The sequence below is a fragment of the Nocardia sp. NPDC004860 genome, from assembly GCF_040609015.1.
In the GTDB taxonomy this organism is placed as follows: Bacteria; Actinomycetota; Actinomycetes; order Mycobacteriales; family Mycobacteriaceae; genus Nocardia.
Map to the genome: position 1 here is coordinate 62,553 of NZ_JBEXJI010000017.1, position 26,274 is coordinate 88,826.

21 protein-coding genes and 2 pseudogenes are annotated in these 26,274 nt (G+C 64.7%); 11 read left to right on the top strand and 12 right to left on the bottom strand.

The window, feature by feature from the left end; all coding sequences use genetic code 11:
• Positions 1–48: 48 nt before the first annotated feature.
• Positions 49–789, bottom strand: a complete 741-nt coding sequence (locus ABZV44_RS27315; RefSeq protein ID WP_354841965.1) for an IclR family transcriptional regulator — start codon at positions 787–789, stop codon at positions 49–51.
• A gap of 92 nt (positions 790–881) precedes the next feature.
• On the opposite strand from ABZV44_RS27315, the gene pcaH reads away from it, so the two are divergent.
• From pcaH to pcaC, 4 genes are read left to right on the top strand one after another with little or no spacing between them, the layout of a single operon-like run.
• Positions 882–1,664 (top strand): protocatechuate 3,4-dioxygenase subunit beta, encoded by a 783-nt coding sequence (gene pcaH, locus ABZV44_RS27320; protein WP_354841968.1) that lies wholly within the window; start codon positions 882–884, stop codon positions 1,662–1,664.
• Positions 1,661–2,212 (top strand): protocatechuate 3,4-dioxygenase subunit alpha, encoded by a 552-nt coding sequence (pcaG, locus tag ABZV44_RS27325; protein WP_354841971.1) that lies wholly within the window; start codon positions 1,661–1,663, stop codon positions 2,210–2,212. The genes pcaH and pcaG overlap by 4 nt, the downstream gene beginning before the upstream one ends.
• The gene (locus tag ABZV44_RS27330) at positions 2,209–3,414 is read left to right on the top strand and encodes a lyase family protein (RefSeq protein WP_354841973.1); all 1,206 of its coding nucleotides are present in this window, start codon (positions 2,209–2,211) and stop codon (positions 3,412–3,414) included. The genes pcaG and ABZV44_RS27330 overlap by 4 nt, the downstream gene beginning before the upstream one ends.
• Positions 3,411–4,586: a 4-carboxymuconolactone decarboxylase gene (gene pcaC, locus ABZV44_RS27335; RefSeq protein ID WP_354841976.1), complete on the top strand. Its 1,176-nt coding sequence runs from the start codon at positions 3,411–3,413 to the stop codon at positions 4,584–4,586. Before ABZV44_RS27330 ends, pcaC begins: the two co-directional genes overlap by 4 nt.
• A gap of 3 nt (positions 4,587–4,589) precedes the next feature.
• On the opposite strand, the pseudogene ABZV44_RS27340 reads toward pcaC, so the two are convergent.
• Both ABZV44_RS27340 and ABZV44_RS27345 read right to left on the bottom strand, forming a co-directional pair.
• A pseudogene (locus ABZV44_RS27340) lies at positions 4,590–4,853 on the bottom strand (CoA-transferase); the annotation flags it as partial.
• Positions 4,793–5,644: pseudogene (locus tag ABZV44_RS27345) on the bottom strand (thiolase family protein); the annotation flags it as partial. The pseudogenes ABZV44_RS27340 and ABZV44_RS27345, both read right to left, overlap by 61 nt.
• A 178-nt stretch (positions 5,645–5,822) precedes the next feature.
• Here ABZV44_RS27345 and ABZV44_RS27350 point away from each other — a divergent pair.
• Positions 5,823–6,272 carry a LysR family substrate-binding domain-containing protein gene (locus ABZV44_RS27350; RefSeq protein WP_354842240.1) on the top strand — a complete coding sequence of 150 codons (450 nt, stop codon included), beginning with the start codon at positions 5,823–5,825 and terminating at the stop codon, positions 6,270–6,272.
• Positions 6,273–6,303: 31 nt separating this feature from the next.
• Here the strand turns inward: ABZV44_RS27350 and ABZV44_RS27355 are convergent, their stop codons facing one another.
• Positions 6,304–8,145, bottom strand: a complete 1,842-nt coding sequence (locus ABZV44_RS27355) for an acyl-CoA dehydrogenase (RefSeq protein ID WP_354841979.1) — start codon at positions 8,143–8,145, stop codon at positions 6,304–6,306.
• 119 nt (positions 8,146–8,264) lie between these two features.
• On the bottom strand, positions 8,265–9,758 hold the full coding sequence (locus tag ABZV44_RS27360; protein ID WP_354841982.1) for an amidohydrolase family protein: 1,494 nt from the start codon (positions 9,756–9,758) through the stop codon (positions 8,265–8,267).
• A 258-nt stretch (positions 9,759–10,016) separates the two neighbouring features.
• Between ABZV44_RS27360 and ABZV44_RS27365 the strand changes: the two genes are divergently transcribed.
• On the top strand, positions 10,017–11,570 hold the full coding sequence (locus ABZV44_RS27365) for a PucR family transcriptional regulator (RefSeq protein ID WP_354841984.1): 1,554 nt from the start codon (positions 10,017–10,019) through the stop codon (positions 11,568–11,570).
• A gap of 147 nt (positions 11,571–11,717) precedes the next feature.
• Here the strand turns inward: ABZV44_RS27365 and ABZV44_RS27370 are convergent, their stop codons facing one another.
• Positions 11,718–12,425: an ABC transporter substrate-binding protein gene (locus tag ABZV44_RS27370; RefSeq protein ID WP_354841987.1), complete on the bottom strand. Its 708-nt coding sequence runs from the start codon at positions 12,423–12,425 to the stop codon at positions 11,718–11,720.
• Positions 12,426–12,497: 72 nt separating this feature from the next.
• A complete protein-coding gene (locus ABZV44_RS27375; RefSeq protein WP_354841989.1) occupies positions 12,498–14,057 on the bottom strand; it encodes an APC family permease in 1,560 nt (519 codons plus the stop codon).
• Positions 14,058–14,208: 151 nt separating this feature from the next.
• Here ABZV44_RS27375 and ABZV44_RS27380 point away from each other — a divergent pair, with 151 nt between their 5' ends.
• Both ABZV44_RS27380 and ABZV44_RS27385 read left to right on the top strand, forming a co-directional pair.
• Entirely contained in the window at positions 14,209–14,961 is a 753-nt protein-coding gene (locus ABZV44_RS27380) for a GntR family transcriptional regulator (RefSeq protein ID WP_354841992.1), read from the top strand.
• Entirely contained in the window at positions 14,958–15,698 is a 741-nt protein-coding gene (locus tag ABZV44_RS27385; protein WP_354841995.1) for a cache domain-containing protein, read from the top strand. Before ABZV44_RS27380 ends, ABZV44_RS27385 begins: the two co-directional genes overlap by 4 nt.
• A 185-nt stretch (positions 15,699–15,883) precedes the next feature.
• Here ABZV44_RS27385 and ABZV44_RS27390 read toward each other — a convergent pair whose 3' ends face one another.
• The 5 genes from ABZV44_RS27390 to ABZV44_RS27410 all read right to left on the bottom strand — a co-directional run bounded on the left by ABZV44_RS27390 (position 15,884) and on the right by ABZV44_RS27410 (position 22,673).
• Positions 15,884–17,002 (bottom strand): CoA transferase, encoded by a 1,119-nt coding sequence (locus ABZV44_RS27390; RefSeq protein ID WP_354841997.1) that lies wholly within the window; start codon positions 17,000–17,002, stop codon positions 15,884–15,886.
• A complete protein-coding gene (locus tag ABZV44_RS27395) occupies positions 16,999–18,468 on the bottom strand; it encodes an aldehyde dehydrogenase family protein (RefSeq protein WP_354841999.1) in 1,470 nt (489 codons plus the stop codon). The genes ABZV44_RS27390 and ABZV44_RS27395 overlap by 4 nt, the downstream gene beginning before the upstream one ends.
• A 34-nt stretch (positions 18,469–18,502) precedes the next feature.
• Positions 18,503–19,702 (bottom strand): acyl-CoA dehydrogenase family protein, encoded by a 1,200-nt coding sequence (locus ABZV44_RS27400; protein WP_354842002.1) that lies wholly within the window; start codon positions 19,700–19,702, stop codon positions 18,503–18,505.
• A gap of 564 nt (positions 19,703–20,266) precedes the next feature.
• Positions 20,267–21,583, bottom strand: a complete 1,317-nt coding sequence (locus tag ABZV44_RS27405; protein ID WP_354842005.1) for a helix-turn-helix domain-containing protein — start codon at positions 21,581–21,583, stop codon at positions 20,267–20,269.
• A gap of 223 nt (positions 21,584–21,806) precedes the next feature.
• The gene (locus ABZV44_RS27410) at positions 21,807–22,673 is read right to left on the bottom strand and encodes a PaaX family transcriptional regulator C-terminal domain-containing protein (protein ID WP_354842008.1); all 867 of its coding nucleotides are present in this window, start codon (positions 22,671–22,673) and stop codon (positions 21,807–21,809) included.
• Positions 22,674–22,855: 182 nt separating this feature from the next.
• On the opposite strand from ABZV44_RS27410, the gene ABZV44_RS27415 reads away from it, so the two are divergent.
• From ABZV44_RS27415 to ABZV44_RS27425, 3 genes are read left to right on the top strand one after another with little or no spacing between them, the layout of a single operon-like run.
• Positions 22,856–24,472, top strand: coding sequence for an AMP-binding protein (locus ABZV44_RS27415; protein WP_354842011.1), 1,617 nt, complete (start codon positions 22,856–22,858; stop codon positions 24,470–24,472).
• Positions 24,469–25,380 carry a 4-hydroxyphenyl-beta-hydroxyacyl-CoA dehydrogenase gene (couN, locus tag ABZV44_RS27420; protein WP_354842014.1) on the top strand — a complete coding sequence of 304 codons (912 nt, stop codon included), beginning with the start codon at positions 24,469–24,471 and terminating at the stop codon, positions 25,378–25,380. The genes ABZV44_RS27415 and couN overlap by 4 nt, the downstream gene beginning before the upstream one ends.
• The gene (locus tag ABZV44_RS27425) at positions 25,377–26,267 is read left to right on the top strand and encodes an amidohydrolase family protein (protein WP_354842017.1); all 891 of its coding nucleotides are present in this window, start codon (positions 25,377–25,379) and stop codon (positions 26,265–26,267) included. The genes couN and ABZV44_RS27425 overlap by 4 nt, the downstream gene beginning before the upstream one ends.
• The last annotated feature ends 7 nt before the right edge of the window (positions 26,268–26,274 follow it).

Consider the following 26,274-nt stretch of genomic DNA (forward strand, 5'->3'; position numbering starts at 1 on the left):
CTCGTATCGCTGGGCCTCGCACCGGCCGATCGAGGAACCGCCTTATCGTCACAGCGACCGTTCGACCCCGCGCGCCGCGACCCGAAGCGCACCCACCAGCCGCGACTGATGCGCTCGCAGCGACGGCACGACGATGCCGAGCGCGGCCACGACCCGGCCGTCGTGCCGGATCGGGACGGCGACCGAACACGCCCCGAGGCTCATCTCCTGAGAGGTGGTGGCATAGCCGTCACGCCGAATCCGATCCAGCTGCCGCCTCAACGTGACTGAGCTGGTAACAGTGTAGGAAGTCACCCGGTGAAGATCGGCGAGCACGAACTCGACAACATCGGCGGGCGCGTGCGCGAGTAGAACCTTGCCGACGGCGGTCGCGTGCAGCGGCAGACGGGAACCGATCGTGCTCAGGATCGGAACAGAGGCGCTACCGCGCAGCCGGTCTAGGTAGAGGACCCTGGTTCCGTCCCGGACAGCGAGATGGACCGTCGCGTGGGTCGCTCCGAACAGGTCGTGCAGGAAGGGAGATGCCGTCTCGACCAGCCCTCCCTGCACCGGAGCCAGTAGGCCCAGGTCCCACAGGCGACGACCGATCACATAATCCCCGGCACCGGTTCTGGCCAAGGCTCCGAATGCCACCAGCTCACCGACCAGCCGATGAGCGGTGGCGAGCGGCATCGAGGCCCGGGTGGCGAGCTCGGTGAGCCCGAGGCGCCGATGTGTGGTGTCGAACGCCGCAAGCAACGCAAGCGAACGACTGGTCACCGATCGACCGGGGGCATTGGTCGGGGGCATCGCCCGAGTATCACGCAAACTTCCGTTCAACGGAAGAAGACGCTGGCAGTCCGGGATCCCGATCTCATACGGTGCCAACGAACGGAGGACCCATGACGACCACCACCGACCTGGACAGCCAGGTCCAGATCAGCGCCGAGATCGCCGAAGCCGCAACGGGCTACGAGAACCAGCGGGCTACCGGATCCGAGGCCGAACTCGGCCCGCGACGCGACTACCCGCCCTATCGGTCCAGCCTGCTGCGGCACCCGACCAAGAGCCTGCACCACGCCGACCCCGAGGGAATCGAATTGTGGACACCGTGCTTCGGCGAACGCGACATCGATCCACTCGAGGCCGACCTCACCATCCAGCACAACGGAGAGCCGGTAGGCGAACGGATGGTGGTGACGGGCCGGGTTATCGATGGTCACGGCCGCCCAGTACGTCGCCAGCTCGTCGAGATCTGGCAGGCCAACGCCGCCGGCAGATACGTCCACAAGCGCGATAGGCATCCGGCACCGATCGACCCGAACTTCACCGGCGCCGGCCGCTGCCTCACCGACGACGACGGTTACTACCGATTCACCACCGTGAAGCCGGGCCCCTACCCCTGGCGCAACCACCACAATGCCTGGCGGCCCGCGCACATCCACTTCTCACTGTTCGGCACAGAGTTCACCCAGCGTCTGGTGACGCAGATGTACTTCCCCGCAGACCCGTTGTTCGCACTCGACCCGATCTATCAATCCATCGTCGACCCACACGCCAGACAGCGTCTGGTCGCGACATACGACCACGAACTCACAACCCACGAATGGGCGACAGGGTATCGCTGGGACATCGTCCTCACCGGACCCCATCGCACACCACTCGACAAGGAGGACAACCTGTGACCTCTCTCGCCATCCCCACCCCGGGCCAGACCATCGGACCGTTCTTCCACTACGCACTGCCGTTCGACGGCGACCGCGACCTCGTCGCCCCCGGTACCCCGGGGGCGGTCCGCCTCGTCGGCACCGTCCGCGACGGCGCAGGAGCACCGATACCCGACGCACTGGTCGAGATCTGGCAGGCCGACCCCTCTGGACGAGTGCCCGACCGCAACGGCACCTTCCACCGCGATGGCCACACCTTCACCGGGTTCGGCCGCGCGAGTACCGACCGCGAAGGCAACTACACGTTCACGACACTGGCACCCGGCGCGGTCGGCGGTTCACTGCCGTTCTTCGCGGTCGCGGTCTTCGCCCGCGGTCTGCTGGATCGACTGTTCACCCGCGCCTACCTACCGCTGGGCGATAGCGCGCCCGATGCACTGCTCGGCTCGCTCGGCGAGCGCGCCGCAGCACTCATCTGTGTCCCCGACCAGGACGAGCTGCGATTCGACATCAACCTGCAGGGCGTCCAGGAGACACCCTTCCTGTCCTACCGACGCCACCCGTGAACTCGCTGTTTTGGCCCGGCGACCACCGCGCAGGCGACGTGATGAGCGATGCGGCCTTCCTACGGGCACTGGCGCTGACCGAGGACAGGTGGCTACTAGTACTCGCCGAGCACGGCGTCGCTCCCCGGTATGTACCAATCGGCGATCTTGTCGGCGAGTCCGATCTGCCTCATCTGACAACAGACGCCGAATCCGGGGGCAATCCGGTGATTCCCGCGGTAGCACTGCTGCGCGAGCGGCTTCGTGCGACAGGTAACCCGGACGCCGCCGAATGGCTGCACCGAGGCCTGACCAGCCAGGATGTAGTGGACACCGCCTTGATGCTGTGCGCTCGCGACGCTGTCGGGCGCGTTCGGGGCGAACTGACGACGCAGATCCGTCTGCTCACCGACCTCGCCGACGCTCACCGCGCGACGCCGATGGCGGCCCGCACCCTCACCCAACCGGCCGTCCCGACTACGTTCGGCGCCAAGGTCGCGACCTGGCTGCACGGGTTACTCGACGCCGACGACGCACTCATCGCGCGGATCTATCCCGTCCAACTGGGTGGCGCGGCCGGAACCCTCTCCGGGCTCGTGGAGCTCGCGGGGCCGAGCGCAGCACACTCCTGCCGCACTGCCTTCCCTGCGGCACTAGGTCTGGCGGCGGCCGTACCGTGGCACACCCACCGCGCCACAATCACCGCGCTCGGCGACGCCGCGGTCCGCGCGAACGACTCGTGGGGACGGATCGCCAACGACGTGCTCACACTCACCCGGCCGGAGATCGGCGAACTGGCCCAGGCCGACCCGGGCGGCTCGTCCACCATGCCGCACAAGGCCAACCCCACGTTGCCGATCCTGATCAGACGCGCCGCCCTCGCCGCCCCAGCGCTGGGCGCGACTCTGCACATCGCGGCCGGCGAACAGGTGGACGAACGCGCCGACGGCGCTTGGCATCTGGAGTGGGGCACACTCGCCATCCTGCTCCGCCGCACCGTCGTCGCCGCCGCCCAGACCAGCGTGCTCCTCACCGGACTGCGCGTGAACACCACCCGCATGGCGCGGCGAGTGGCCGAGATCGAGACCGATCTGCACGCAGAGCAGCGCGGGATGGCAGCTCTCGCCGGCCACCCTCCCCACCCCACATACCAAGGCCTCGCCGACGACTTAGTCCAGGAAGCAGTCGACCGGGCCCGCACCCACCTCCAGGAGAACGCATGAGCGTCACCGCAGTCCGGCTCGCCGGACACCCTGGCCTTCCGTTGCTCGTCACCGGACCATCCCTCGGAACTTCCAGCACCGCACTGTGGTCCGCGACCGCGACCGAACTAGGCCGCGACTTCCACGTCGTCGGATGGGATCTGCCCGGTCACGGCCACAACACCCACCTCCCCGAGAAGCCGATCACCATCGCCGACCTGGCCAGAGACATGCTCGAGGCACTCCGCGAGATCGACGGAACCGGCGCAATCCCGACCTTCCACTACGCCGGTGACTCCGTGGGCGGAGCTGTAGGGCTGCAACTCCTGCTCGACCACCCCGATCGAATTACCAGCGCGACCCTGCTCTGTACCGGTGCCCGGATCGGCAATCCGGAAGATTGGCGTGAGCGACAGCGCACGGTGCGTACCACCGGAACTACGGCGATGGTAGCGGTCTCGGCGCAACGCTGGTTCGGTCCAGGCTTTGTCGAACGCGAACCCGAGCGCGCCAGCGCGCTGTTGCACGCGCTGGCCGAGACCGACGACACCGGCTACGTCGCGGTCTGTGGTGCGCTCGCGGATTTCGACGTGCGCGACCGGCTCGGTGAGATCACCGTCCCGGTGCTGGCCGTCGCGGGCGCCGACGACGGTCCGACCCCGCCGGACAGCCTGGACGTGATCGCCCGCGGCGTACAACACGGACGGCTGGTCGTGCTGCCCGGCGTCGCTCACCTAGCCCCCGCCGAAGCGCCGCGCGAGGTCGCCAAACTGATCAGCGAGCACGCCCGCGCGGCGTCCAGGGACGAGCGGACCCTCGCGGACCTCCGCGCGGCCGGAACGACCGTACGGCGGGAGGTGCTCGGTGACCGCCATGTCGACCGAGCCACCGCCGCTGCCACCGACCTAACCCGCGAATTCCAGCAGTTCATCACCGAATACGCTTGGGGCGGCATCTGGACCCGACCCGGACTCGACCGGCGCGCTCGGTCGCTGATCACGTTGACCGCGCTCATCGCCCGCGGACACCACGAGGAGTTCGCGATGCACGTGCGCGCCGCCCGCACCAACGGCCTCACCGTCTCCGAGATCAAGGAGCTGATCATGCAGTCTGCAATCTACTGCGGTGTGCCCGACGCGAATACCGCCTTCCGCATCGCACAGGCCACCCTCGCCGACCTCGGTGAGGCGTGAGTCTCACATGCGCAGCGGCACGTCCAAGCGGTCGGTCAGTTCCTCGACCGTGATTCCGAAGGTGTCCCTGACCACCACGCCGTCTGCTGCGATGTCGAAGACAGCGAGATCAGTGTAGACACGCGATACGCAGCCGAGTCCGGTGAGCGGATAGGTGCAGGACGGAACCAGTTTCGCGGTCCCGTCCTTGGCGAACAGAGTCATCATCACGAAGATCTGCCTCGCCCCGATGGCAAGGTCCATCGCATCTCCGACGGCGTGGATCGCGCCCTGCGGCCAGCGATTCTCGCCATCGGGTCGATTCCTGGATCGACGGTATCGTTCGCGATCAGAACGGCCGCGGCACCGTCGTTGAGTGGCGACGCGCTTCCGGCTGTGAGTGAATCATCCGGCCGGAAGGCAGGTTTCAACCCGGCCAGGTTCTCGGCTGTGGTGTCGGGCCGAATTCCCTCGTCGCGGATCAGTTCGCCGCATGGCACGACGAGTTCGTCATAAAAGCCCGCGTTCCACGCCTCGTGAGCCAATCGGTGCGAGCGCGCAGCGAATTCGTCCTGTCGCGCACGGGTAATGCCGAACCGTTGGGCGAGTTGTTCGTTGCACTCTCCGAGAGAGATCGTCCACTGGAGCGGGCATCTTGTCGTTGATCAGCCGCCACCGAAGGGTGGTCGATACCGCGGTGGTGTCGGCCACCGGGAATGCGCGCGCGGGCTTCGGCAACACCCTGGTGCCCGCGTCATAGATTCCACTCCCCCAGCGACCACCAGATCCGCGTCCCCGGCCTCGACGGCCCGGGCAGCGATCATTACGGGGTCGAGGGAAGAACCACACAACCGGTTCACTGTCGTCGCGGGAACAGCGGTCGGCAATCCGCCCACCAGCACCGCCATCCGCCCGACATTGCGATTGTCCTCACCGGCCTGGTTCGCACATCCCCAGATCACGTCGCCGATCTCGGCAGGGAGCAATTTCGGCGCTCGGGCCAGCACACCTGACAGCGCAGTGGCTGCCAGGTCGTCGGGGCGCTGGTCGGAGGGCGCACCTCCCGTCCGGCCGAACGGCGTCCGCGCTGTGGCCCCGGCTGGCCCATCTGACTACTACCTCACTGCCTGGCATCGACCTGCGGGTGCGCAGTGAGCTGCTGTCGCCCCACCTGATCGACGGCCTGGTCACCGGCGAATACGACCTTGCACTGGTTCGTCCGCCTCCGAGCCCGGGCCACGTCCCAGGACCCGGCGCCTGAACCCGCCGACGCCCGACGCGCCCAGTATCGAACTCGAGCGTTTGCACACCGAACAGTTGCTTGCTGTACTCCCCACAGCTCACCCATTAGCCCACAGGGAGGCCGTCGACCTCGCCGCATTGAACGAAGAGACGTTCGTCATCCACCCGTCCGGTGACCGGTCGGCGATGTATCACCTCGTACTCGATGCACGCTCACGCGCAGGGTTCTCGCCCTCGGTCCTCGAGGTGAGCGAGACCGCCAATGTCGCGATCTCCGTCGCTGCAGGGCTCGGAGTGGCGCTTGCACCCGAACCCGTGCGCGCTCTTGGCCTGGAGGGGATCGCCTACCGCCCCCTACGACAACGGGAAACGATCGAGCTGTTTTTGGCTCGGCGGGAGACCGACACCTCGCCAGCCGTCGCAGCGGTCGCCGCGCTGGTCCGTGAGGCGGCAGCCGCCTCCTGAGGAACACAGCGCGGGCAGCTGTGAGCGCGAATCAGAAGGCCGACTCGGCGAGGGCCATCGGCTGTGTGTCCAGCGCCGCCAAAACCTGCCGGGTCGCGGACAATTCGGGTAGCACATTCCGGGCAAAGAACGACGCCACGGCGATCTTCCCCTCGTAGAAGCTCCGGTCCATCATTCCGGCTCCGTCACTCAGAGCGTGGGAAGCGACCCGTGCTTGTTCCAGCAATCGCCACCCGATCAACAGATCGCCCACCGCATATAGCAAGCGCACCGCTGCGAATCCGACCTTGTAGATCTCATAGGGCTCTTGCCTCGACGCCGAGGCGAACTCCGTCATGCTTGACACCATCGCCTGGACATCCTCGAGCGCGCCACGCAGCAGACTCCGTTCGTCGGCCAGGATGCCCTCCGGCCCATCGGCGGTTGCGGAAACGGTGACAAGTCCAAGCAGGTAGGACAGCGCCCCGCCCCGATCACGCAACACTTTGCGGAAGAAGAAGTCGTTCGCCTGGATCGCTGTCGTCCCTTCGTAAACCGTGTCGATCAGGGTGTCGCGGATGTACTGCTCCATCGGATAGTCCTGCAGATAGCCCGACCCGCCAAGAACCTGCAGGCTCAACTTCAGAGTGTCGTATGCGCGCTCGGAGCCGAACCCCTTCACGATCGGCAGCAGCAGGTCGTTGAGGGCCGCCGAGAGCGCAGGATCGGCACCGGATACGCACAGCGGCAGTTCGGTTACACGGTCCTGGTGAACCGCGGCGAACATGTACAGCGCGCGCAGGCCTTCCGCATACGCCTTCTGGGTCAGCAGCGAACGGCGCACCTCGGGGTGATGGATGATGGTGACACCCTGCGCTGACCGGTCTCCCGACCGCACCATGTCCACGCCTTGCACGCGATTCCTGGCGTAGGCCAGCGCATTCAGATAACCGGTGGAGAGGATGCCCGCCGCCTTGGCCCCGACCATCATGCGCGCATTCTCGATGACCTTGAACATCTGCGCGATACCGTCGTGGGCGTCACCGACGAGCCAGCCCACCGCGGGAATGTCAGTCGCACCGAAGGCGATCTCACACGTCGGCGATGACCGGATTCCCATCTTGTGTTCGATACCGGTTACGAAGACTCCGTTCCGTTCGCCGATTTCCATCGTCTGCGGATCGAAGTGGTACTTCGGAACATAGAACAGACTCAGCCCCTTCGTGCCCGGTCCGGCCCCCACCGGACGCGCCAACACGAGATGGAAGATGTTCTCGGCGAGATCCCCGACGTCTCCGCCGGAGATGAATCGCTTCACGCCTTCGATATGCCAGGAGCCGTCGGGTTGCTCGATCGCTCTGGTACGACCGGCACCGACGTCGGAGCCCGCATCGGGTTCGGTCAGCACCATGGTGCCGGTCCAGCCGAGGTCCAGTCCCTGTGCCGCCCAGTGCTTCTGTTGGCTGGTGCCGACCGCGAACAGCGCCTCGCCGATCATCGGGCCCATGTTGAGGAAGGTCGTGGGCGGATTGGCCGCCTGCACCATTTCCCGCACCGCCCACACCAACGACATGGGCGCGGGCAGGCCGCCCAGGGCCTCTGGAAGCCCGAGCCGTAGCCAGCCGGATTCTTTGAGGGCTCGCGCGGACTTGCGCAGCGGATCCGGGATGTTCACCTCGTGGGTGGTGGGATCGAAGGTCACGGGATCGCGGTCCGCCGCGGCGTAGGAGTCGGCGAGCGGTCCCTCGGCCAGGCGCGCGACCTCGTCGAGGATGTGCCGGGCGGTGGTGACGTCGAGGTCTCCGTAATGGCCCGCCTCGAGCAGGTGTCCGACCCGCAAGACCTCGAACAGATTGAATCCGATGTCTTGGACGTTGCTCTTGTAATGACTCAACTCGAAATTCCTCGACTACACACACTGCAAATGGAAGCGCCGACCGCCTCAGCGGTCAGCGCAGGACGGCGAAAACCAGTTCGAACGGGGGCTCAGATGAGACTGCCGCGCGATCTCGATCAGGACGGAATGGGCGTACCTGCGGGCGCGGTGACGATTTTCTTGACCGGCAGCGCCTCGCGATCGACCTGCACACCCTCCTTGTAGACGGCCGCGATGTCGCGCAACCGCTCGGTGTCTTCGAGCGGGTCGCTGTTGAGCAGCACGAAGTCGGCCACCTTGCCGACTTCGATGGTGCCGAAGTCGTCCAGCTTGTTGTAGGACTCGGCGATGTTGTGGGTCATTGCCTGGATCGCGCCCATCGGGCTGAGACCACGACTACGCAGTGCTTTGACCCAGGTGAAGTGGTCCTCGCCGAGGGTCCATGGGCGATCCTCGTGCAGGTTGGCACCGAGGTCGTTGAGCACATCGTGGGTGGTACAGCCGGCATCTGTTGCGACGATCAGGTTCGCGCCGGCTTCGATCAACTTCCGCTCGCTGAGCACATGCCCCTCATTAGCGAGTCCCCCGAACGGGTGCCCCGCGTCGAGCAGCCGCTTGCCGTAGTCGTCGGTGAGCGGCTGGATGCCGGTGCCGATACGCTTGTCGACGATCTTCTGAATCACGTCGTCGGGGATCGGCATGCCTCCGTTCCACGTCGGATGAATCATCACGTCGCTGTCGATGTCGGCGGCGATCTCCAAGGCGTTGAGGGCCAAGGTGTGCGACAGTAGCGGGAGGCCGGCATTGTGGATCTCCTCGGCCATAACCCGCAGGATTCGCTCGGGGAATGTGAGGTAGGTCCGAGTGAACCCGATTGCCGTCAGATGGTCACTGATGGCGAGCTTGACCATGTCAACTCCGCGGGAGATGTAGTCACGGAGGACGGCGCGGACCTCGGCCTCCCGCAGCCAGGCGAGTTCGGCTCCGACTCCAGCGGCGAACAGTGCGTCCATACGGTCGGCGAAGGTCGTGCTGATCACCTGGCGGGCATGGAAGTTGAAGTCCGGGCTGAAAGGGCCGCCCATGCCGACGATGTTGCCTGCGGCGAAGATCCGCGACCCCTGCGTCACACCCGCGGCGATGCGGTCGCGGGCGGCAAGAGTCGGCTCCAGCGCGTTCCAGGTGTCGAACACTGTGGTCACGCCGTTACGGAGGGTGAGCTGGGCACCTTCTTCGATGACCTCGACGAACGAGCCTTCGTAGCGGGCGAGATATTCGACGCCGCCGGTACCCATCATCATGATGCCATCGAGGAGATGGACGTTGCCGTTCATGTAGCCGGGCAGCAGGAACTTGCCGGTGGCATCGATGATCTCGACATTGTCGGGCAGGTCGATCGTGCCGTTCGACACGACTTCGGCGAAGCGCCCGTCCCGGACGACGATGGTCGAGTTGATGTCCGGCGCGCCGCCTCGCCCGTCGATCAGTGTCGCCCCGGTGACAGCGAAGGTGGAAGTCATTGTCTCTCTCTTTTCTCGATCAATCGTGGTCGACTGCGTTTCAAGATTGATCCGATTGTGTAGCGATTGCCGGTCCCATGGATCGGCTTCGGAGTAGTTCTTCGGATCCACGAGGCACCCGAATTCAAAATGAATTGTCGTGGACCAGCGATCGGTTTCACTCCAACGCCCCGAGACGATTTTATTCCTGAAGTTACGACGATGAGCCGGTGGAAAAACCGTAGACCCAAGAGCAACGTCGAGAACATGTACGCTGCGCACAACGTTCCGAGACTCTCTGTGCGGTCCGCACAGAGACCACGTCGGCGAAGAAACAAATAATCGGGAGGACATCAAATTTGGCGGAAACTGTCGACGAGGAGGCGTGCCGTGGCGCTCACAGTCCGGCGTCTTACCCATCAGCGCGACCTAGGGCTGTCGCTCGTCGCGGGGCATGAGAATGCAGATCGCATGATCGACTGGGCTCATTCGATCGAGTTGGCGGATCCGAGTCCGTGGCTCTCCGGCGGCGAACTGGTGATGACCACCGGCATGAGAATTGGCGTCACCGCGGAGGAACAATTCGACTACGTGTCCCGCCTGGTCCAAGCGGGATGCGTCGCGCTCGCGCTGGACACGGGTACCACCGTCGCGCGAATGCCCGACGGCATCCGCCAAGCCGGCGATACCCTGGGCCTACCTGTGCTCGCCGTTCCGCCGACCACGCCGTTTGTCGCCATCACGCGTGCGGTCATCCAGGAGTTGACCGCCGACCAGGTACGTGCGGTCAAGCGAGTGGTCGATCAACAGGAGATGCTGGTTCGTGCGGCGTTGCGGAGCGGGATCCAGGGCGTGGTGTCCACTCTCGGACACACGCTGTCGTCGGCCGTTGCAGTCCTCGACAACGACAACCGTGTATTGGCCGTCCATGGCGCCGACGCCGCAGCGCGGGTGATCGCCCACGCGCAGGCACTGAATGCCGTGGAACGGTCTGGGCCGAATCGTGGTAGACGGGCCAGCAAGGTCCTCGTCGACGACTACGGGCACTACACCGCGCAGAGTCTGCCCGCGGTGCACGGAATTTACGGTTACCTCTGTATCGGCACCGATCAGCCGCTCTCTTCCGCCGATCGGCTGCTCGCCACTCACGCGGTGTCGCTGATCTCGATCGAAATGGGCAAGCCCGCTGACGTCATGGACACCGAGCAGCGACTTCGCGCGGCGGTGACCAGGAGCCTGCTCGAACTCGGCTCCTCGCTCGATCCGAGCACACTTCGATACTTCGGATTCGACGGCGATTCCCGGGTTGTCGCTTTCGTAGTCACAGGCATCGGCCCGTGGTCGGCCGCTGAACGTCGGATCACCATGCTGCTGAATAACCACGGCATCTCGTTCCTGATGGCGCCGCGCGACAAGGGGCTGGTCATCATAGTGTCCGAGGACCGTGCCTTGGACCTGCGGCAGAACGTACTGCAACGGCTCGTCAAGCAGCTGGACCATCCAGTCCACGGCGGGGTCGGTCTGCCGGTACCGGTGTTGGACGCGACCGCCAGTGTCGGTCAAGCTGCTGCCGCCGCAGCTCGAAGTCATACCGCGCTGCACGGCCACATGATCGATTTCGCCGAGCTCGGAACCTTCTCGGTATTGCTGGGTAGCCAGAGCCGCGAACAGTTGGAGGTTCTCGAGTCAGCGCTGGCACCGCTCGACGCTTACGACGCGACGCATGCGGGTACGACCACGCTCTCGACGACCCTCGTGGCCTATCTCGAGCACAACGGGCAAATCGAAGGTGCGGCTGACGCGATCGGAGTACACCGCCATACGCTGCGAAATCGCCTCGGTAAGATCTCCGAGTTGCTGGCCCGCGATCTGAATCAGGCCCATGTCCGGGCGGAATTGTTGATCGCGCTGTCGGCGCGCGAGCTGCGTCGGACCATGAGATAGAAGCTCTCGGTTCGCGTACTTCCCTGTTCGCCGTTCCAAAAAGTTCGTGTATTCACCGAAATCGTCCAACGGAATGTCCGGGCCGAAGGATCCGTTATCTCGTTCCTGCGACAAGGAACGGTGATGAGACGGAAGCGCCGACACCGCTCATTCGTCGTGGGTGAGCGGGAACGGAAGAGTCGGCATCCATTGCTTCCATATCCGCTCGAGGGAACCGTCGCCGATGACTTCGCCCAACGCCGAATCGAGGTCGGCCAGTAGCTCCCGGTGACCTTTCGGCACCGACACGCCCCAGCTGCTGCGAGTAGCGATCGTGAAGGCGATCGCGAGATTCGGTTGCTCGCTCAGCGGGACGGCGACGCCGTGGTCGAGGACAACGGCATCCACCACGCCTCGGCGCAGCGCCCGAACCATGTCCCCCAGGACATCTGCGGAACTCCCGTCGAAGGACACGATGCCGACATCCGGGAAGGTCTCGGAAAGTGCGAGATTCGTGGTCTCGGCGACCGCCGCCACCCGCATGCCGGCCAGATCACCTACCGAACCGATCCCGCTGTCGGCGACAACCAGAGCGGACTCATCGAAGATCGCGTACGAGCGTGTGAAATCGACCAGCTCAGCACGGGCCGGGGTGATGCCTTGACCACACCAGATGGCATCACCCCGACCGTCCCACAGCGCGGGCACCATATCGCGCCACACGGTGTGAACCCAATGAACGGTGCGGCCGAGCCGTGAGCCGACCAACTCGGCCGCCGCGGGTTCGTAGCCGACTCGTGTGCCATTGACGGTCGCCCTGCTGAACAACGGTGGCGCTTCCAGATCGGCGCATATCAGTCGCAATTCGCCGGTCACCTCCGAACGACCTCGGTCCGGACCGAGCGGGTGGAGGTGGCCGAGCCGCAGCGCATCGGATCGGCTGATTGGTCAGTGAGCATCACCGGCGCCTGTGGTTTCGGGGTGCGCGAGGGGTGCGGCGGCCTCGGGCTCGGGGACTGCACGTGCTGGAATGGCATCACCGTAAGGGGCAGTTCCGTTGTTGTGTGACCGAGCGATGCCCATATACAGCAGGCCAGAGCCGATAACGCCTACGCTCAGCAACACCACAATGAAATTGTCGTACCACGACGCCTCAGGAGTGCGCGGCCAGCCAATGTTGACAATGGCTGCCAGCCCGTAGACCAGCGCAGCGATGTTGACGGGCAACGCCCACCGGCCGAGCCGGTATCGCCCATTGGGAACCCAGCCCTTCAACCGAGCACGCAGGGCGGCGAACACCACCATCTGGAACGCGATGTAGATCCCGATCGCACCGAAGCTGATCAACTTGGCCAGCGCGTCAGCGGACATCGCTGACCCGATAATCAGCAAGCCGGGAATCACGGCGGCAAGCAACAGCGCATACGGCGGGATCGCACGACGCTGATCGAATCGCGACAGCTTCCGGCTACCGACGATCATCTCGTCGCGAGCGTAGGAGTACACCAGACGGCTGGCCGCAGCCTGCAGGCTCAACGCGCACGACACGAACGAGATGAGTACAACACCGAGCACCAACTTCGAACCCACTGGCCCGAATGCCCGTGCCAGGACCGTGCTCACCGGATCCGGGTCAGCACCGCTGATCACAGCACCGAAATCGACTACCGACAGGATCAAGCACAGGCAGACGAAGGTCGCTGCCGCACCGCCGATATAGATGGTCCGGCGCATCGACTTCGGGATCTGCACCCCCGGATTGCGCACTTCCTCCGCGACGTCGCCGCAGGCCTCGAATCCGTAGTACTGGAACACTCCGATCAAACTGGCGGCGAGGAAGGCGTACAGAAAGCTGTGCGAGCCCTCGGCACCGAAGCTGTTGAAAAGGACATCGAGCCCGTGATGGCGTTCGGTGAGTAGGAGCCAGGCGCCCACCACGACCGCACCCAGCAGTTCGGCGGAAAATCCGAAGATGGCGATATAGCCCAGGATCTTGGTACCGCCGAAATTGGCGATCGTGGCCAGCGTCAGCACGGCGAGGGCACACACAATGGTTGTCGTCGACGTCGGGGCGAACCCGAAGGCGCCCGCGACGAAAGGTCCGGCACCGTAGGCGACGCCGGCGATGGAGGCGAGCAGCGCGAACAGGTACACCCAACCGGTCATCCAAGCCCATTTGCGACCCCACAGCCTGCGGGCCCACGGATACACCCCTCCAGCGACCGGGAACTGTGCCACGACCTCGCCGAAGATCAGGGCCACCAACAGCTGGCCGGCGCCTGCGATCAGAAGGCTCCAGAACATCGGCGGACCAGCGGCGGCCAGGGCGATGGCGAACACCGTGTAGATGCCGACGACCGGCGACAGATAGGTGAATCCGAGGGAGAAATTCGCCCATGGGCTCATGTCTCGTTTGAACTCGGAGGTGAAGCCGAGAGCGGCGAGTTGAACATCGTCGTCATCAGGGACGCCGTCGGCGGCGGCGGCGTGGGAAGCGTTCTGGTCCACAGCATTCGTGCTTTCGTGAGGATTTGCCACATAGAAGGGCCGGTGTGCGGCGGATCACATCCGCCAGCAAAACATATAGCTTCATAGTTCATAGCTCAAGTCTCTTGCGTTACGATCGCGTTAGCACCTACGACCCCAGAGGGGGTAACCGTTGTCGGCCGATCGGCTGGGAGGTCTGACCGCACTCGGCGCGATCCTCGCTCCGCTCGACGGCGGAGGACCACGTCCGGAGGCAGTCGTCGAGCGAATCTCGGCGGCTATCGGGCTGGGCGTGATGGTCGACGGCGAACAGTTGCCGACCGAGACCGACCTGGCAGGCCAGCTCGGCGTGTCGACAATGACCCTGCGTGAGGCCTTGGCCGTATTACGGGAGCAGGGCCTCGTGGTCACGCGGCGCGGTCGCGGGGGCGGCAGTTTCGTCCAGGCGACCCCCGATGTCGTACAGAGCAATTCGCTCGCCCGGCTACAGACTTTGAGTGTCGAAGAGATTCGCGATATCGGCGATGAGCACTTCGCGATCTCCGGTGCGGCTGCCGCTCTCGCCGCACAACGCAGCCTCAGCGCAGACATTGCCCGGATGCGGGCGCTGATCGCCCGTTTGCGCGACGCCACCAACCGATTTGAGTGCAAACGCGCCGACAGCCGGTTCCACATCGAAGTTGCCGTCAGCGCGCAGTCGCTACGGTTGACCCGCGCCGAGGTCGGATTGCAAGCTGAGACATCGGCCCTGATCTGGCTCCCGCAAATCGCGATCGACCCGGATAAAGAAGCACGAGATCACGAAGCACTGGTTGAGGCGATCGAAGCCGAAGACCCTCGCCGCGCACGCGACCTGGCCGAAGCACACAGCGCCGCACACCTTCGCCGACTGGTCGAATTACTCATGGAGCTGAGAAACGCATGAACGCCGTCGACGACTCGCGGCCGCGGGCCGACCTCGAAGCGATCGGCCGGGCGACGACGGAACTCGTCGAGACGGTCTACGGTTCCGTCACGGTGATCAGAGATGCCTTCCTCGAACTATGGACTCGAATGTCTGCCGAAGGCGCCATGCCCGGCTCCACAGATTTCGCATCACTCGCGACCGTGATCCACAGCGAGCTCAGCGCCAAGGCGGCACTACTCAACGGCGCCGGTGTCGTCCTCGCGGACCATGTGCTGCCTGACCGGGCCCGACATCTTGAATGGTGGCATCCAACCACCACAGGGGCCTCGGAGGCACAACGGCTCGTCGTCGATCTGAACCCGCGCAGCGAGTACTTCTACGACTACACGCACATGGAGTGGTTCGCCGTACCCCGGGACCAGGACAGGCGATGGATCTGCGGCCCGTATCTGGATTACACCGGGGTCGATCTGTATGTCTGCACGTTCTCGATGCCATTGCGGCTCGCTGACGGAACTTTTCTGGGTATTGCCGGCGCCGATATCTCGATATCGACCATCGAATCGGCTCTCTGGCCCTACCTGCAACAGGCATCGGCCACGTTGGTACTGGCAAACGCAGACGGGAGGGTCATCGTCGGCAACGACGCCGAATACCTCACCGGCTTGCGGGTGGGAGCCACCGCACGCACCGAGCGGGCGGTAACGGTTCGGGCCACTCCGTGGTCGCTGATCGTCGTGCGTACAGCGGGCTGACAACGGTATGCCGGACACACCGAGTCCGTCCGGCATACCGTTCGTGGCCCGGGGAAGCAGACCACGAGTTCATAGCGTTCGTCATCCATAGCGGGTTAGCGCAGTGGTACGGAGCCGAAACGAGCCGTCCGCCCGCCGTCTGCACCCGCTGGGGAGCACGTCGTCGAGAGCCACGGGGTCGACGGTCATTCGGGCTCGTCGTTGCCGAGGGCCGGCGGGGCACAGCGATAGCGCACGGGAGTGCGCGAGAACGTGATCGGGTTGGTGATCTGGGCGGTGTCGCTGCCGGGGACGCGAACAGTGGGCTCGAGACCGAGGTTCTCGGCCAGTGCCACGGCTTCGGCGACATCGTTGATCGGTCCGGCGGGCACGCCCACCGCGGTAAGGGTGGCGAACCAGTAGTCGGCTCCGTGCGCGGCAAGCGATGTATCGAGAACATTCGTGAGTTCGTCACGGTGGGCCACGCGAGCGGAATTGGTCGCAAATCGCGGATCATGGACCAGTTCCGGCCTGCCGAGTGCAGTCATGAGGTCGGCGAACTGCCGATCGTTGCCGACAGCCAGCGCCACCGGACGATCCGAGGTGGGAAACACTTCGTAGGGCGCGATACTCGGATGACGGTTCCCCAAGATACCCGGAACTACTCCTGCCCCGAGATATCCCGAGCCCTGATTGACCAGGGACGACAACAAGGACGACAGCAGGTTGGTGTCGACGCGCTGTCCTTCGCCGGTGAGCTGGCGATGACGCAGCGCCGCGAGAATCCCGACAAGGGCGTGCAGACCGGTGAGCACATCGACCAGCGCGACCCCGGTCTTCGTCGGAGCCCCCGGCTCGGGTCCGGTCATGCTCATCAGCCCACCGACCGCTTGGACCAATAGGTCGTATCCCGGTAGCGAGGCACCACCCTTGTCACCGAAGCCGGTGATGGAGCAGTAGACAAGACCCGGATTGACCCTGCGAAGATCCTCGTAGCCGAGGCCCAGCCGCTCCATTGTCCCCGACCGAAAGTTCTCGACGACCACGTCAGCGCGACGGACCAGTTCGAGGGCACGATCCCTGTCACCGGAATCACCGAGATTCAGTACGAGCGACGACTTGTTGCGATTCACGGCGTTGAAATAGGTTGCGGTCCCGTTGGGGTCGAACGGTGGCCCCCAGGCCCTGGTGTCGTCACCAGTGTTGGGGCGTTCGATCTTGACAACCTCGGCACCGAGGTCGCCGAGCAGCATCGTCGCGTACGGTCCCGCCAGCACCCTACTGAAATCGGCGACGACGATGCCGTCGAGTGCGCCTGCGCTCATAGGCCCGCCCGCCCGCCACGGAGGTAGACCGTCGACGTGTGAGTGAAGAATTCGCGCGCCGCACGTCCCTGTTCGTTCGGTCCGAGCCCGCTCTTCTTCGCACCTCCGAACGGAACATGTGGATCGGCTCCTGCGGATTCGGAATTGATGTGCAGAACCCCGACGTCCAATTCCTCGACAGCCTGCAATGCTCTGGTGAGGTCCTGGGTGAACACAGCAGCGGAGAGCCCGAACTCGCTGTCAGCCGCCATTGCGAACGCCTGGTCGGCGTTGGCTGCTCGTCGCACCGCCAGCACCGGACCGAACAGCTCGTCGCGCCACAGGTCGGGAGCATTCGAGGAGAGTTCGAGCACGGTCGGCGGGACGTAGTATCCGGTCGCGAGTTCGCCGTCGTCGTAGGCGATTCCGCCGACGATGCGTCGTGCTCCCTGCGTCAGAGCAGTATCAACGCCCTTCTGGATTGACTGCCGCGCATCGGCAGTGATTACCGGCCCGAGATCGGTGTCCTCCTCCATGGGGTTCCCGACCCGCAGGTCTTGTACGCGTTCGCCTAGCAGGGACAGGAAGTCCGCCGCGATGTCATCGGTGACGATCAGCCGGGATGTGGCCGTGCACTTCTGGCCCGTGGAGCGGAATGCTCCCGCCAGCACCTGGTCGACAGCGAGTTCGATGTCGGCGTCACCCAGAACCACCGCGGCGTTCTTGCCACCCATTTCCGCTTGCACCGAAACGCCGCGCAGAGCTCCGGACGCGGCGATCCGGCGCCCGACCCCGGTAGATCCGGTGAAAGTGACGGCGTCGACATCGGCTCGCTCGGAGATGGCGGCACCAATGGCACCGTTGCCGATCAGTAGGTTGAGGACTCCGTCCGGAAGCCCCGCGTCGACGAGGGCCTCGGCTAGTCGGGTGGCCAGAAGCGGTACGGTGCCCGCGGGCTTCCATACGACGGTATTGCCGTAGGTCAGCGCTGGCGCGATCTTCCACGCCGGAATCGCGATAGGGAAGTTGAACGGTGTGATGACACCGACGACGCCCATGGGCCTGCGGGTGACCAGGATCCGTTCGCCGCGTCGAGGCGAGGCGAACACCTCTCCAGCCTCGCGGTCAGCGTCCTGGCCGTGGTACCGCAGGATATGCGCCGCGCGCAGCACCTCACCAATCGCTTCTGCCCTGGTCTTGCCTTCCTCCTGAGCGAGTTCCGGTCCCCACTCCCCCGCCGCCGCCTCCACAACGGCGGCGGCCCGGACGAGAACCGCACCTCGCTCGTGTGCCGGAGTGCGGGACCAGTCGGCCGCCGCCGCACGAGCCGCAATGACCGCGTCGTCGAGGTCACCGGCATCGGCTGCAGTCCCAGACGCGACCACCAGTTCGGGTTCGGCCGGGTTGACACTGGCAGCAGTGGTGCCCCCGCGGCCTTCGCGCCAGCGCCCGCCGATGAGATTTTGCAGCTGCACAGGTTCGGTCATGACTCCACCTCCGGTTGCAGATCGGTGCCGGCGGTCAACGGAATGCGCCGTATCCGGTCAGCGCCTGACCGATCGACAGCAGATGCATCTCACTCGTACCCTCGTAAGTCAGCACCGATTCCAGATTGTTCGCGTGCCGCAACGGCGAGTACTCGAGAGTGATGCCGCTGCCGCCGAGCAGTGTCCGGCATTCACGGGCGATGGACAGTGCCTCCCGGACGTTGTTGAGCTTGCCCAAGCTGATCTGCTCGGGTCGTACCCCGTCACGATCCTTGATCCGCCCCAGGTGCAGTGCCAACAGCACGCCTTTGCCGAGTTCGAGCGTCATGTTCGCCAGCTTCTCCTGGGTGAGCTGGTAGCTCGACAGCGGCTTGTCGAACACCTCCCTGGTTGCGGTGTAGGCGATGGTCGTATCGAGGCTGTCCCTGGCGGCGCCGAGTGCACCGAACACGATGCCGAATCGCGCCTCGTTCAGGCAGGACAACGGCGCGCTCAGACCGCGACCTTCGGGCAGCATCGCCGACGCGGGCAGCCGCACACCGTCCAGGACGAGCTCCGAGGTGACGGAGGCGCGCAGGGAAAGCTTCTTGTGAATCGTGTTGGCGGTGAACCCTTTCGAGTCCGTAGGGACGAGGAAGCCGCGAATTCCCTCGTCGGTTTGCGCCCAGATAGTCGCGATATCGGCGAAGCTGCCGTTGGTGATCCACATCTTTGTGCCGTCGAGAATCCAGTCGGTGCCGTCGCGACGCGCCCGGGTACGCAATCCGGCAGGGTTGGATCCGAAATCGGGCTCGGTGAGGCCGAAACAGCCGATCGCATCGCCAGCGGCGAGCCGAGGGAGCCATTCCTGCTTCTGCTCCTCGGAGCCGTACCTGTGGATGGAGAACATCGACAGCGACCCCTGCACGGAGACAAAGCTGCGGAAACCACTATCGCCGGCTTCGAGCTCGAGACAGGCGAGGCCGTAGCTGACTGCAGTGGTACCCGCACATCCGTAGCCCGGCAGGTGCATACCCAGCAGGCCGAGAGAGCCGAATTCCTTGGCGAGCTTCTTGGGCAGGGTCGCGGACTCGAACCAGTCCGCCAGATTCGGCCGGAGGCGGGTGTCGACGAACTTCCGCACGGTGGCAGCGATGTCGCGCTCGTCGGACTCGAGTAGTCGGTCGATGTCGAACAGGTCGAGCGGCCGTATCGGTTCGGTGCGGCGATGCACGGTAGGCGAGGTAGTGGTCACAGGGTCGGTCGTCCTTCGTACTTGATCAGTCACAGCACCGAACGGCGTGGGCGTCTCGGGATCGTGCACACGACGGGTGTCGGGACAGTGGGCGTGTGGTGTCCTGCTGTCGGTCGATTCGGACTGTACGAAGTGGGTGATGCCGAGAGCACTGTCCGGGTCGTACAACATCGAGCGCATGGTTGGCAGATACGGCGACCGCGAATCTCGCTGCGCTATCGTAGATTCGCCGCATCGACGGGATGCGATGGAAGGACACCGCCATGAGACATCAATGACACACGGTTGAGGCAATCATTCTCTGTCCGGACCGCGCGCCACCGCTGGCCACGGCACCGGCCGACGTCGTTATCGAAGCTACTGCCACAACCGGCAACCCCCGGCCTGTTCCGGGACCGGCTCCGTTTCCTCGTCGAGGCGTTCGACGTTTCGATGGTGTCGTCGCCGAAATCCGTTCCTACGGTGCGGTGATGGACCTGGTCTGAGCGCGCACCACCAGGTGGAACTGGAACTACTGATCCGCGCCGGCCGCGGCGTATTGGACGGACGCGGCCTGACCGCTCGTTAGGCCGAGCCGGCCATAACGTGCCCTTGCCCGTCGCCCGGGAGCCATTCCGCGATCAACAGGGCGTTGCTCAGTGGAGCCATCCGCTCGCTCACTGCGTATCCGAGGGTCCGCTCTACCTTCTGCACTCGGTAGAGAACCGTATTGCGATGCACGAGAAGATGTTGCGCAGTTCGCGCATAGCTGCAGCCATTCTGTAGGAAGGCATGCACTGTCTCGCGCAGCACCCGCTGGTTCGGACCATTCTCAGCCAACGGGCCAAGCACACGCCGGGAGTACTCGAGCGCCGCCTCGCGATCGGTGACGAGGAGAGCGGCAAGTGCCACACCTTCGTAAGTCGTTACTGTCGGTGCCGGACGGCCACTGTAGGAGACGATCTCTTGCACGCGGCGTGCGTCAGAGTGCCCGCGTCGGAATCCCGCCATCCCCCCAGCAACCTCCCCGATCGCAACATGCACCGCCAGCCCATGAGACCGAATTGCTCGCAGGAGTGCGGCTTCGTCGATGCCGGTAGATCCGCGGGGCCGCTGGAACCACCCCCACATTTCGCGTCCGCTTGTGACGATCGCAAGATGCCTGCGCGCGGGCGATCCCGCGTTCAGCAGGTCGGCGACGGCCTGTAACTTCCGGTGCTCCACCGGCTCATCCGACCAGCAGATGAAGGCGACGTGCTCGCCGTCCCAGTCGTAGGGGATCGTCTGCAACACACTCCGGTCGACCGGACGATCAGCCACGATCCCGGAGACGAGCGTCGCCCGGCGCGACTGCGGATCCTGTGCGTTCACATCCCGATGCCTCTTGTACTCGCCCACCACCTCGTCGAGTGCACGCGCCAGATAGGCCGCCAATTGCTCTCGCGCGAACGCCGTGCATACAACCAGTTCCTCGGCTGTGCAACATTCCGCGACGAGCGCAGGGAACAACACTCGGTCCCAGACGAAGTTCTCGCCCACGTGGTAGATCCGCACCAAGAGATCATCGGCCGAGGGCAGGATGGGGGCGATGAGCCGACCGATCGCGAGAGCCTCGGGTGGAGGTCCCAGCGATCCGCCGTCGATATCGGACCTGAACATCGTGAGAATGTTCCGTAGATTCGCCATGAAACTGGCCCGGGCATGATGCCGCAGAGTAGAGCCGACCTCGCCGAATTCGGTGAAGCGTAGCGCGAGTGCCGCCGTCGTCTCGTCTGCCAGCGCGGACAGTCGTTCCAGGAGATCCCCCGCGACTTTGACCAGCGGATCACGCGAGCATCCGCCATAGACGCCCGGGCCGCCGATGGCGGACGAATCCGCTGTCGACCGGTGCGAGGGGCCCACGGCTCCAGGAGCGTGAACGCACGGACCATGTCCTATACAGGTGGTCGCTTCAACAGAACTCAACGGATCGTCACCTTCGGTTTGAGAAATTCGACGACCCGGCTCTACTCCGCACTCTGGTAGCGGCCGACCCGGTGACCGTCTGCCGCGCCCACCGAACGGCCCGGCACTTCACACTACTACGATCTAAGATCTTGTTTTATATCTTTTTGGTTCGCGCCCACTACCGAGTGGCGGACGACGAGTCCAGCATGCGGGTCAACATCAATTCCGCCGGGTGTCCGAGCATTTCGTGGGCATGGCGATAGACCCTGACCGACTGCGACGACGGCCAATCCTCGGGCAGGAACCGGGCCGGCAGACCCGGATCTCGTGCCAGCAGGTGAAGCCAATCCGCAACGAGCGCGGTGAACGCGGCAACCGGATTCATGGACCGGCCGCGCAGATCGGACCACATAGAAGCGAACGAGCGGTGCTCCGACTCGATCATGTTCAAGTCCCATGCCTCGCGAACGAAATGCTCGGACGCCGACCCTCCGATCGGACGGCCGGCAAAGGCGAAGGTGACCACGTCGGTGGCATCCACACGCTCGAGTACGCGGCGTGGATCGACCACGCCGGGCGCGATCCACAATCCGTCCTGGACACGACCGAACCCCGCCCAGGCCAGCTCGGATCTCAGTCGGTGGCGGATGTCCCGGCGAAGTTCCGGCACGGTGTAACCGAGCAGCGTCCACTCTTCAGCGTCCGGCGTGAACGGATCCTCTGCCTCCACGCGAGCCCGGCCTTCCCGGAGCATCTCCAACGATTGCGGGGTCAGCCCGAACTCAGCGACCCGACCCCGCTGTGTCCGATCCAGCAGACCGATCCGGACCATGCGATTGAGCGCCGCCCTGGCCGCCGATTCGGTGACACCGAGCGAGTTCAGCATGTCGAGCAAGATCCGGGATCGCACGCGCTGCCGATCCTCCCGATCGAGTACCAGCGAGCCGTAGAAGGCGAGCAACAGACGTTGCGGGGAAGGAGTCGGAGGCGCCGGAACCCCGCGCACACCTCCCGTGTCGGGCACCACGCCAGGGGCGAGAGACATCCGTGAACCTCCAGTCGTTCCTGTGGGGCAACCTCAGCGTGCCACATCATTCAATCTACACATTCTTGACGTTCGTCATGAATGTGCGTAGCTTTTGAGCGACGCGCACCACGTTTTCGCGGCATTCAGCGGCGGGCGTGCCGCCGTTCTCTCTCATTCGGGACGACACAGGAGTCCACTCGATGATCTACAGATCCGAGTCCGTCACAATCGATATCCCTTCACGTACCGTCTCCGCCCACGTTCTCGAGCGGGCACAGGAACTGGGGGGTAAGCCCGCGCTGATCGACGGCGTTACCGGGGAGACGATCACCTACGCAGAGCTCGAGGAGCTCACTGCGCGGGGAGCGGCGGGTCTGACCGCTGCCGGAATTCGTCCAGGCGACGTCGTTGCGCTGGCCAGTCACAATCAGCCGTCCTGGGTGGTGGTCGCGCACGCGGTCCTGCGGGCGGGTGCTGTTCTTACTCCCTTGAATCCGATCCTCACCGCCACCGAGATCAGCAAACAGCTGACCGATTCGGGCGCGAAGGCGGTCGTGACGTCTGCCGAGGCTCGCGACACCGTGTTCGATGCCGCTGAGCGGGCAGCGGTGCAGCGCAGATTCGTGTTGAGCAGCGACGACCCGGAATCGTTCTCGTCCCTGCTGCAATCGCAACCTTCCGCTGAGGCAGCGATCGATCCGGCCACTGCCCTGGCGGCTCTGCCGTACTCGAGTGGCACGACGGGCGCGAGCAAGGGTGTGATGCTCTCGCACCGCAACCTTGTCGCCAACCTCGAGCAGATCAGATACGGGTGGACCACCGACGGGTCCGACGTAGTGTGCGCCGCGTTGCCGTTCTTCCACATCTACGGATTCACCGTGGTGCTGAACTCGTCGCTGCTGGCCGGAGCCACGATCGTGACGATGCCACGCTTCGACATGAATGCCTACTTGCGCATCGTGCAGGACTACAAGGTCACCGTGGGCCACCTCGCGCCGCCGATGGTTCTGGCCCTTGCACACGCCCCCGAGGTCGACCAATACGACCTGTCATCGATGCGATTCGCCATCTCCGGGGCCGCACCGCTGGACGAGGAAGCGGTTGCCCGCGCGCAGAAGCGCACAGGAATCGTCATCCGCCAAGGCTTCGGTATGACCGAAGCGTCCCCGGCCACGCATATGGTCTTCACTCGCGACTTCGAGAGCACCCCAGCAGGATCGGTCGGTCGCCTGGTCGCCGGCACCGAAGCACGCATCGTCGATCCGCTCACCGGCACCGATGCCGCCCCCGGTGAGCGGGGCGAACTACTGGTCCGCGGACCACAGGTGATGCGCGGATATCTGGGGAGGCCGGAAGCCACTTCCGCGACGATTGTGGACGGCTGGCTGTACACCGGCGACATCGCGGTGGTCGACGGCGACGATTTCTATATCGTCGACCGGATCAAGGAACTGATCAAGTACAAGGGCTATCAGATCGCCCCTGCTGAGCTGGAAGCTCTCTTGCTCACTCACCCCCTGATCAGCGATGCCGCGGTCATCGGCGTGCCCGATGCCGCCGGTGGTGAAATCCCCAAGGCTTTCGTCGTCCGAAGCGGTGACCTCGAGGCTCACGTCCTCATGGATTGGGTGGCAGCACAGGTCGCGCCGTACAAGCGTATCCGCAGGCTCGAATTCGTCGACACGATCCCCAAGTCCCCCGCAGGCAAGATCTTGCGGCGCGTCCTGCGAGATTCCGAAGCCGACGCAGCAGAGCGAACGGCCCCCGAATCCAATCCGCAATCCGCCCCTGAGACAGAAAAGGACTCATCGCAATGAACTTGATCGGTAAGGTCGCCGTGGTCACCGGCAGCGGCCAAGGACTGGGCCTCGCCTATGCCAAGGATCTCGCCCGGCATGGAGCCGCTGTCGTCGTGAACGACGTCAACCCCGCTACCGCCGACAAGGCCGTCGCCGAGATTCGGGAGTCGGGTGGGTTGGCTGTGCCCGTGGTCGCCGCGGTCGGTCCGACCGCGACCGCACAGCAGCTCGTCTCCACCGCCGTCGAGGAGTTCGGCCGACTCGATGTGATGGTCACAAACGCCGGCATCCTGAGGGACTCGGTGGTGTGGAAGATGACCGATGAGGCGTTCGACTCGGTGGTCGACGTGCATCTGCGCGGCACGTTCACCTGCGTCCGGGAAGCCGTACAGCGTTTCCGAGAGCAAGGTGAGGGTGGTCGTATCATCTGCATCGGCTCTCCCGCCGGACAACGGGGCAACTTCGGGCAGACCAACTACGCCGGTGCGAAGGCCGCGATCGTCGGGATGGTCCGCACGTGGGCAATGGAGCTGCAGCGCGCCGGCATCACCGCTAATGCGGTGTGTCCCGTGGCCGCCACCGCGATGACCGAGACGATCCCCTTCCTCGCCCCGTACATCGACGCCATGAAGAACGGCGAGGCGCTCCCCGCGATTATCCGTCGCGAGGTCGGTATGGGCACCCCGGAAGACGCGGCGGGCATCATTTCGTTCCTCGCGAGCGACGCCGCCGCCGACATCACCGGCCAAGCGATCTCCGTCGGCGGTGATCGACTCGCGTTGTGGTCTCACCCGCAGCTCACCGCAACCGGTTATCACGACGGCGGATTCTCCGCCGATGATGTCGCCGCCGAGTGGGCGGGCACCTTCGCCGACGCCATGGAATCAGTGGGCGAAAAGTTCCCCGAGGAGCTGACCACGCGATGAGCAGGTACGAGTACGGCATAGATTTCGAAAGAATCGATGCGATAGATTTCCACACCCACGTCCAGCTCGACGGATGCGGTCAGCACGCTCTCGACGAGGTCCTGCTCAACGCCACATCTCGCTACTTCAAGTCGGCCGAGGACCAGAACCCCACCGTCGATGACGTCGCCGCACACTACCGGGCCCGTAACATGGCCGCGGTCGTGTTCACCGTCGATGCCGCGTCCGGCACCGGACATCAGGCCAACTCTGTCGAGGAGATCGCCGAAGGCGCCGCTCGCAACAACGACGTGCTCATCCCGTTCGGATCGGTCGATCCGTGGCAGGGCAAGGCGGCGGTCCGCCGTATTCGTCATCTGGTCGGCGAATACGGCGTCCGAGGGTTCAAGTTCCATCCCAGCATGCAGAACTTCGAACCGAACAATCAACGCTTCTACCCTCTGTACGAGGCGATGGCCGAGGCCGGTGTGCCCGCGCTGTTCCACACCGGGCAGACCGGAATCGGCGCCGGACTGCCGGGCGGGCACGGCATCAAACTTCGATACTCCGATCCGATGCTGCTCGACGACGTCGCTGCCGATTTCCCAGAGCTGACGCTCATCCTGGCACATCCCTCGGTGCCGTGGGTGGACGCACAGATTGCGATCGCGACACACAAGGCCAACGTCTACATCGACCTGTCCGGGTGGGCACCCAAGTACTTCCCGCCCCAATTGGTCAGGGCCGCGAACACGCTGCTGCGGTCGAAGGTTCTGTTCGGCTCCGATTTCCCCGTCATCCAGGTCGATCGGTGGATGAGCGACTTCGACGACCTCGATCTCAAACCCGAGGTTCGGCCCCTGATCCTCAAGACCAATGCCCTCAACGCCCTGCGCGTCAAGGCCTGATTCGACA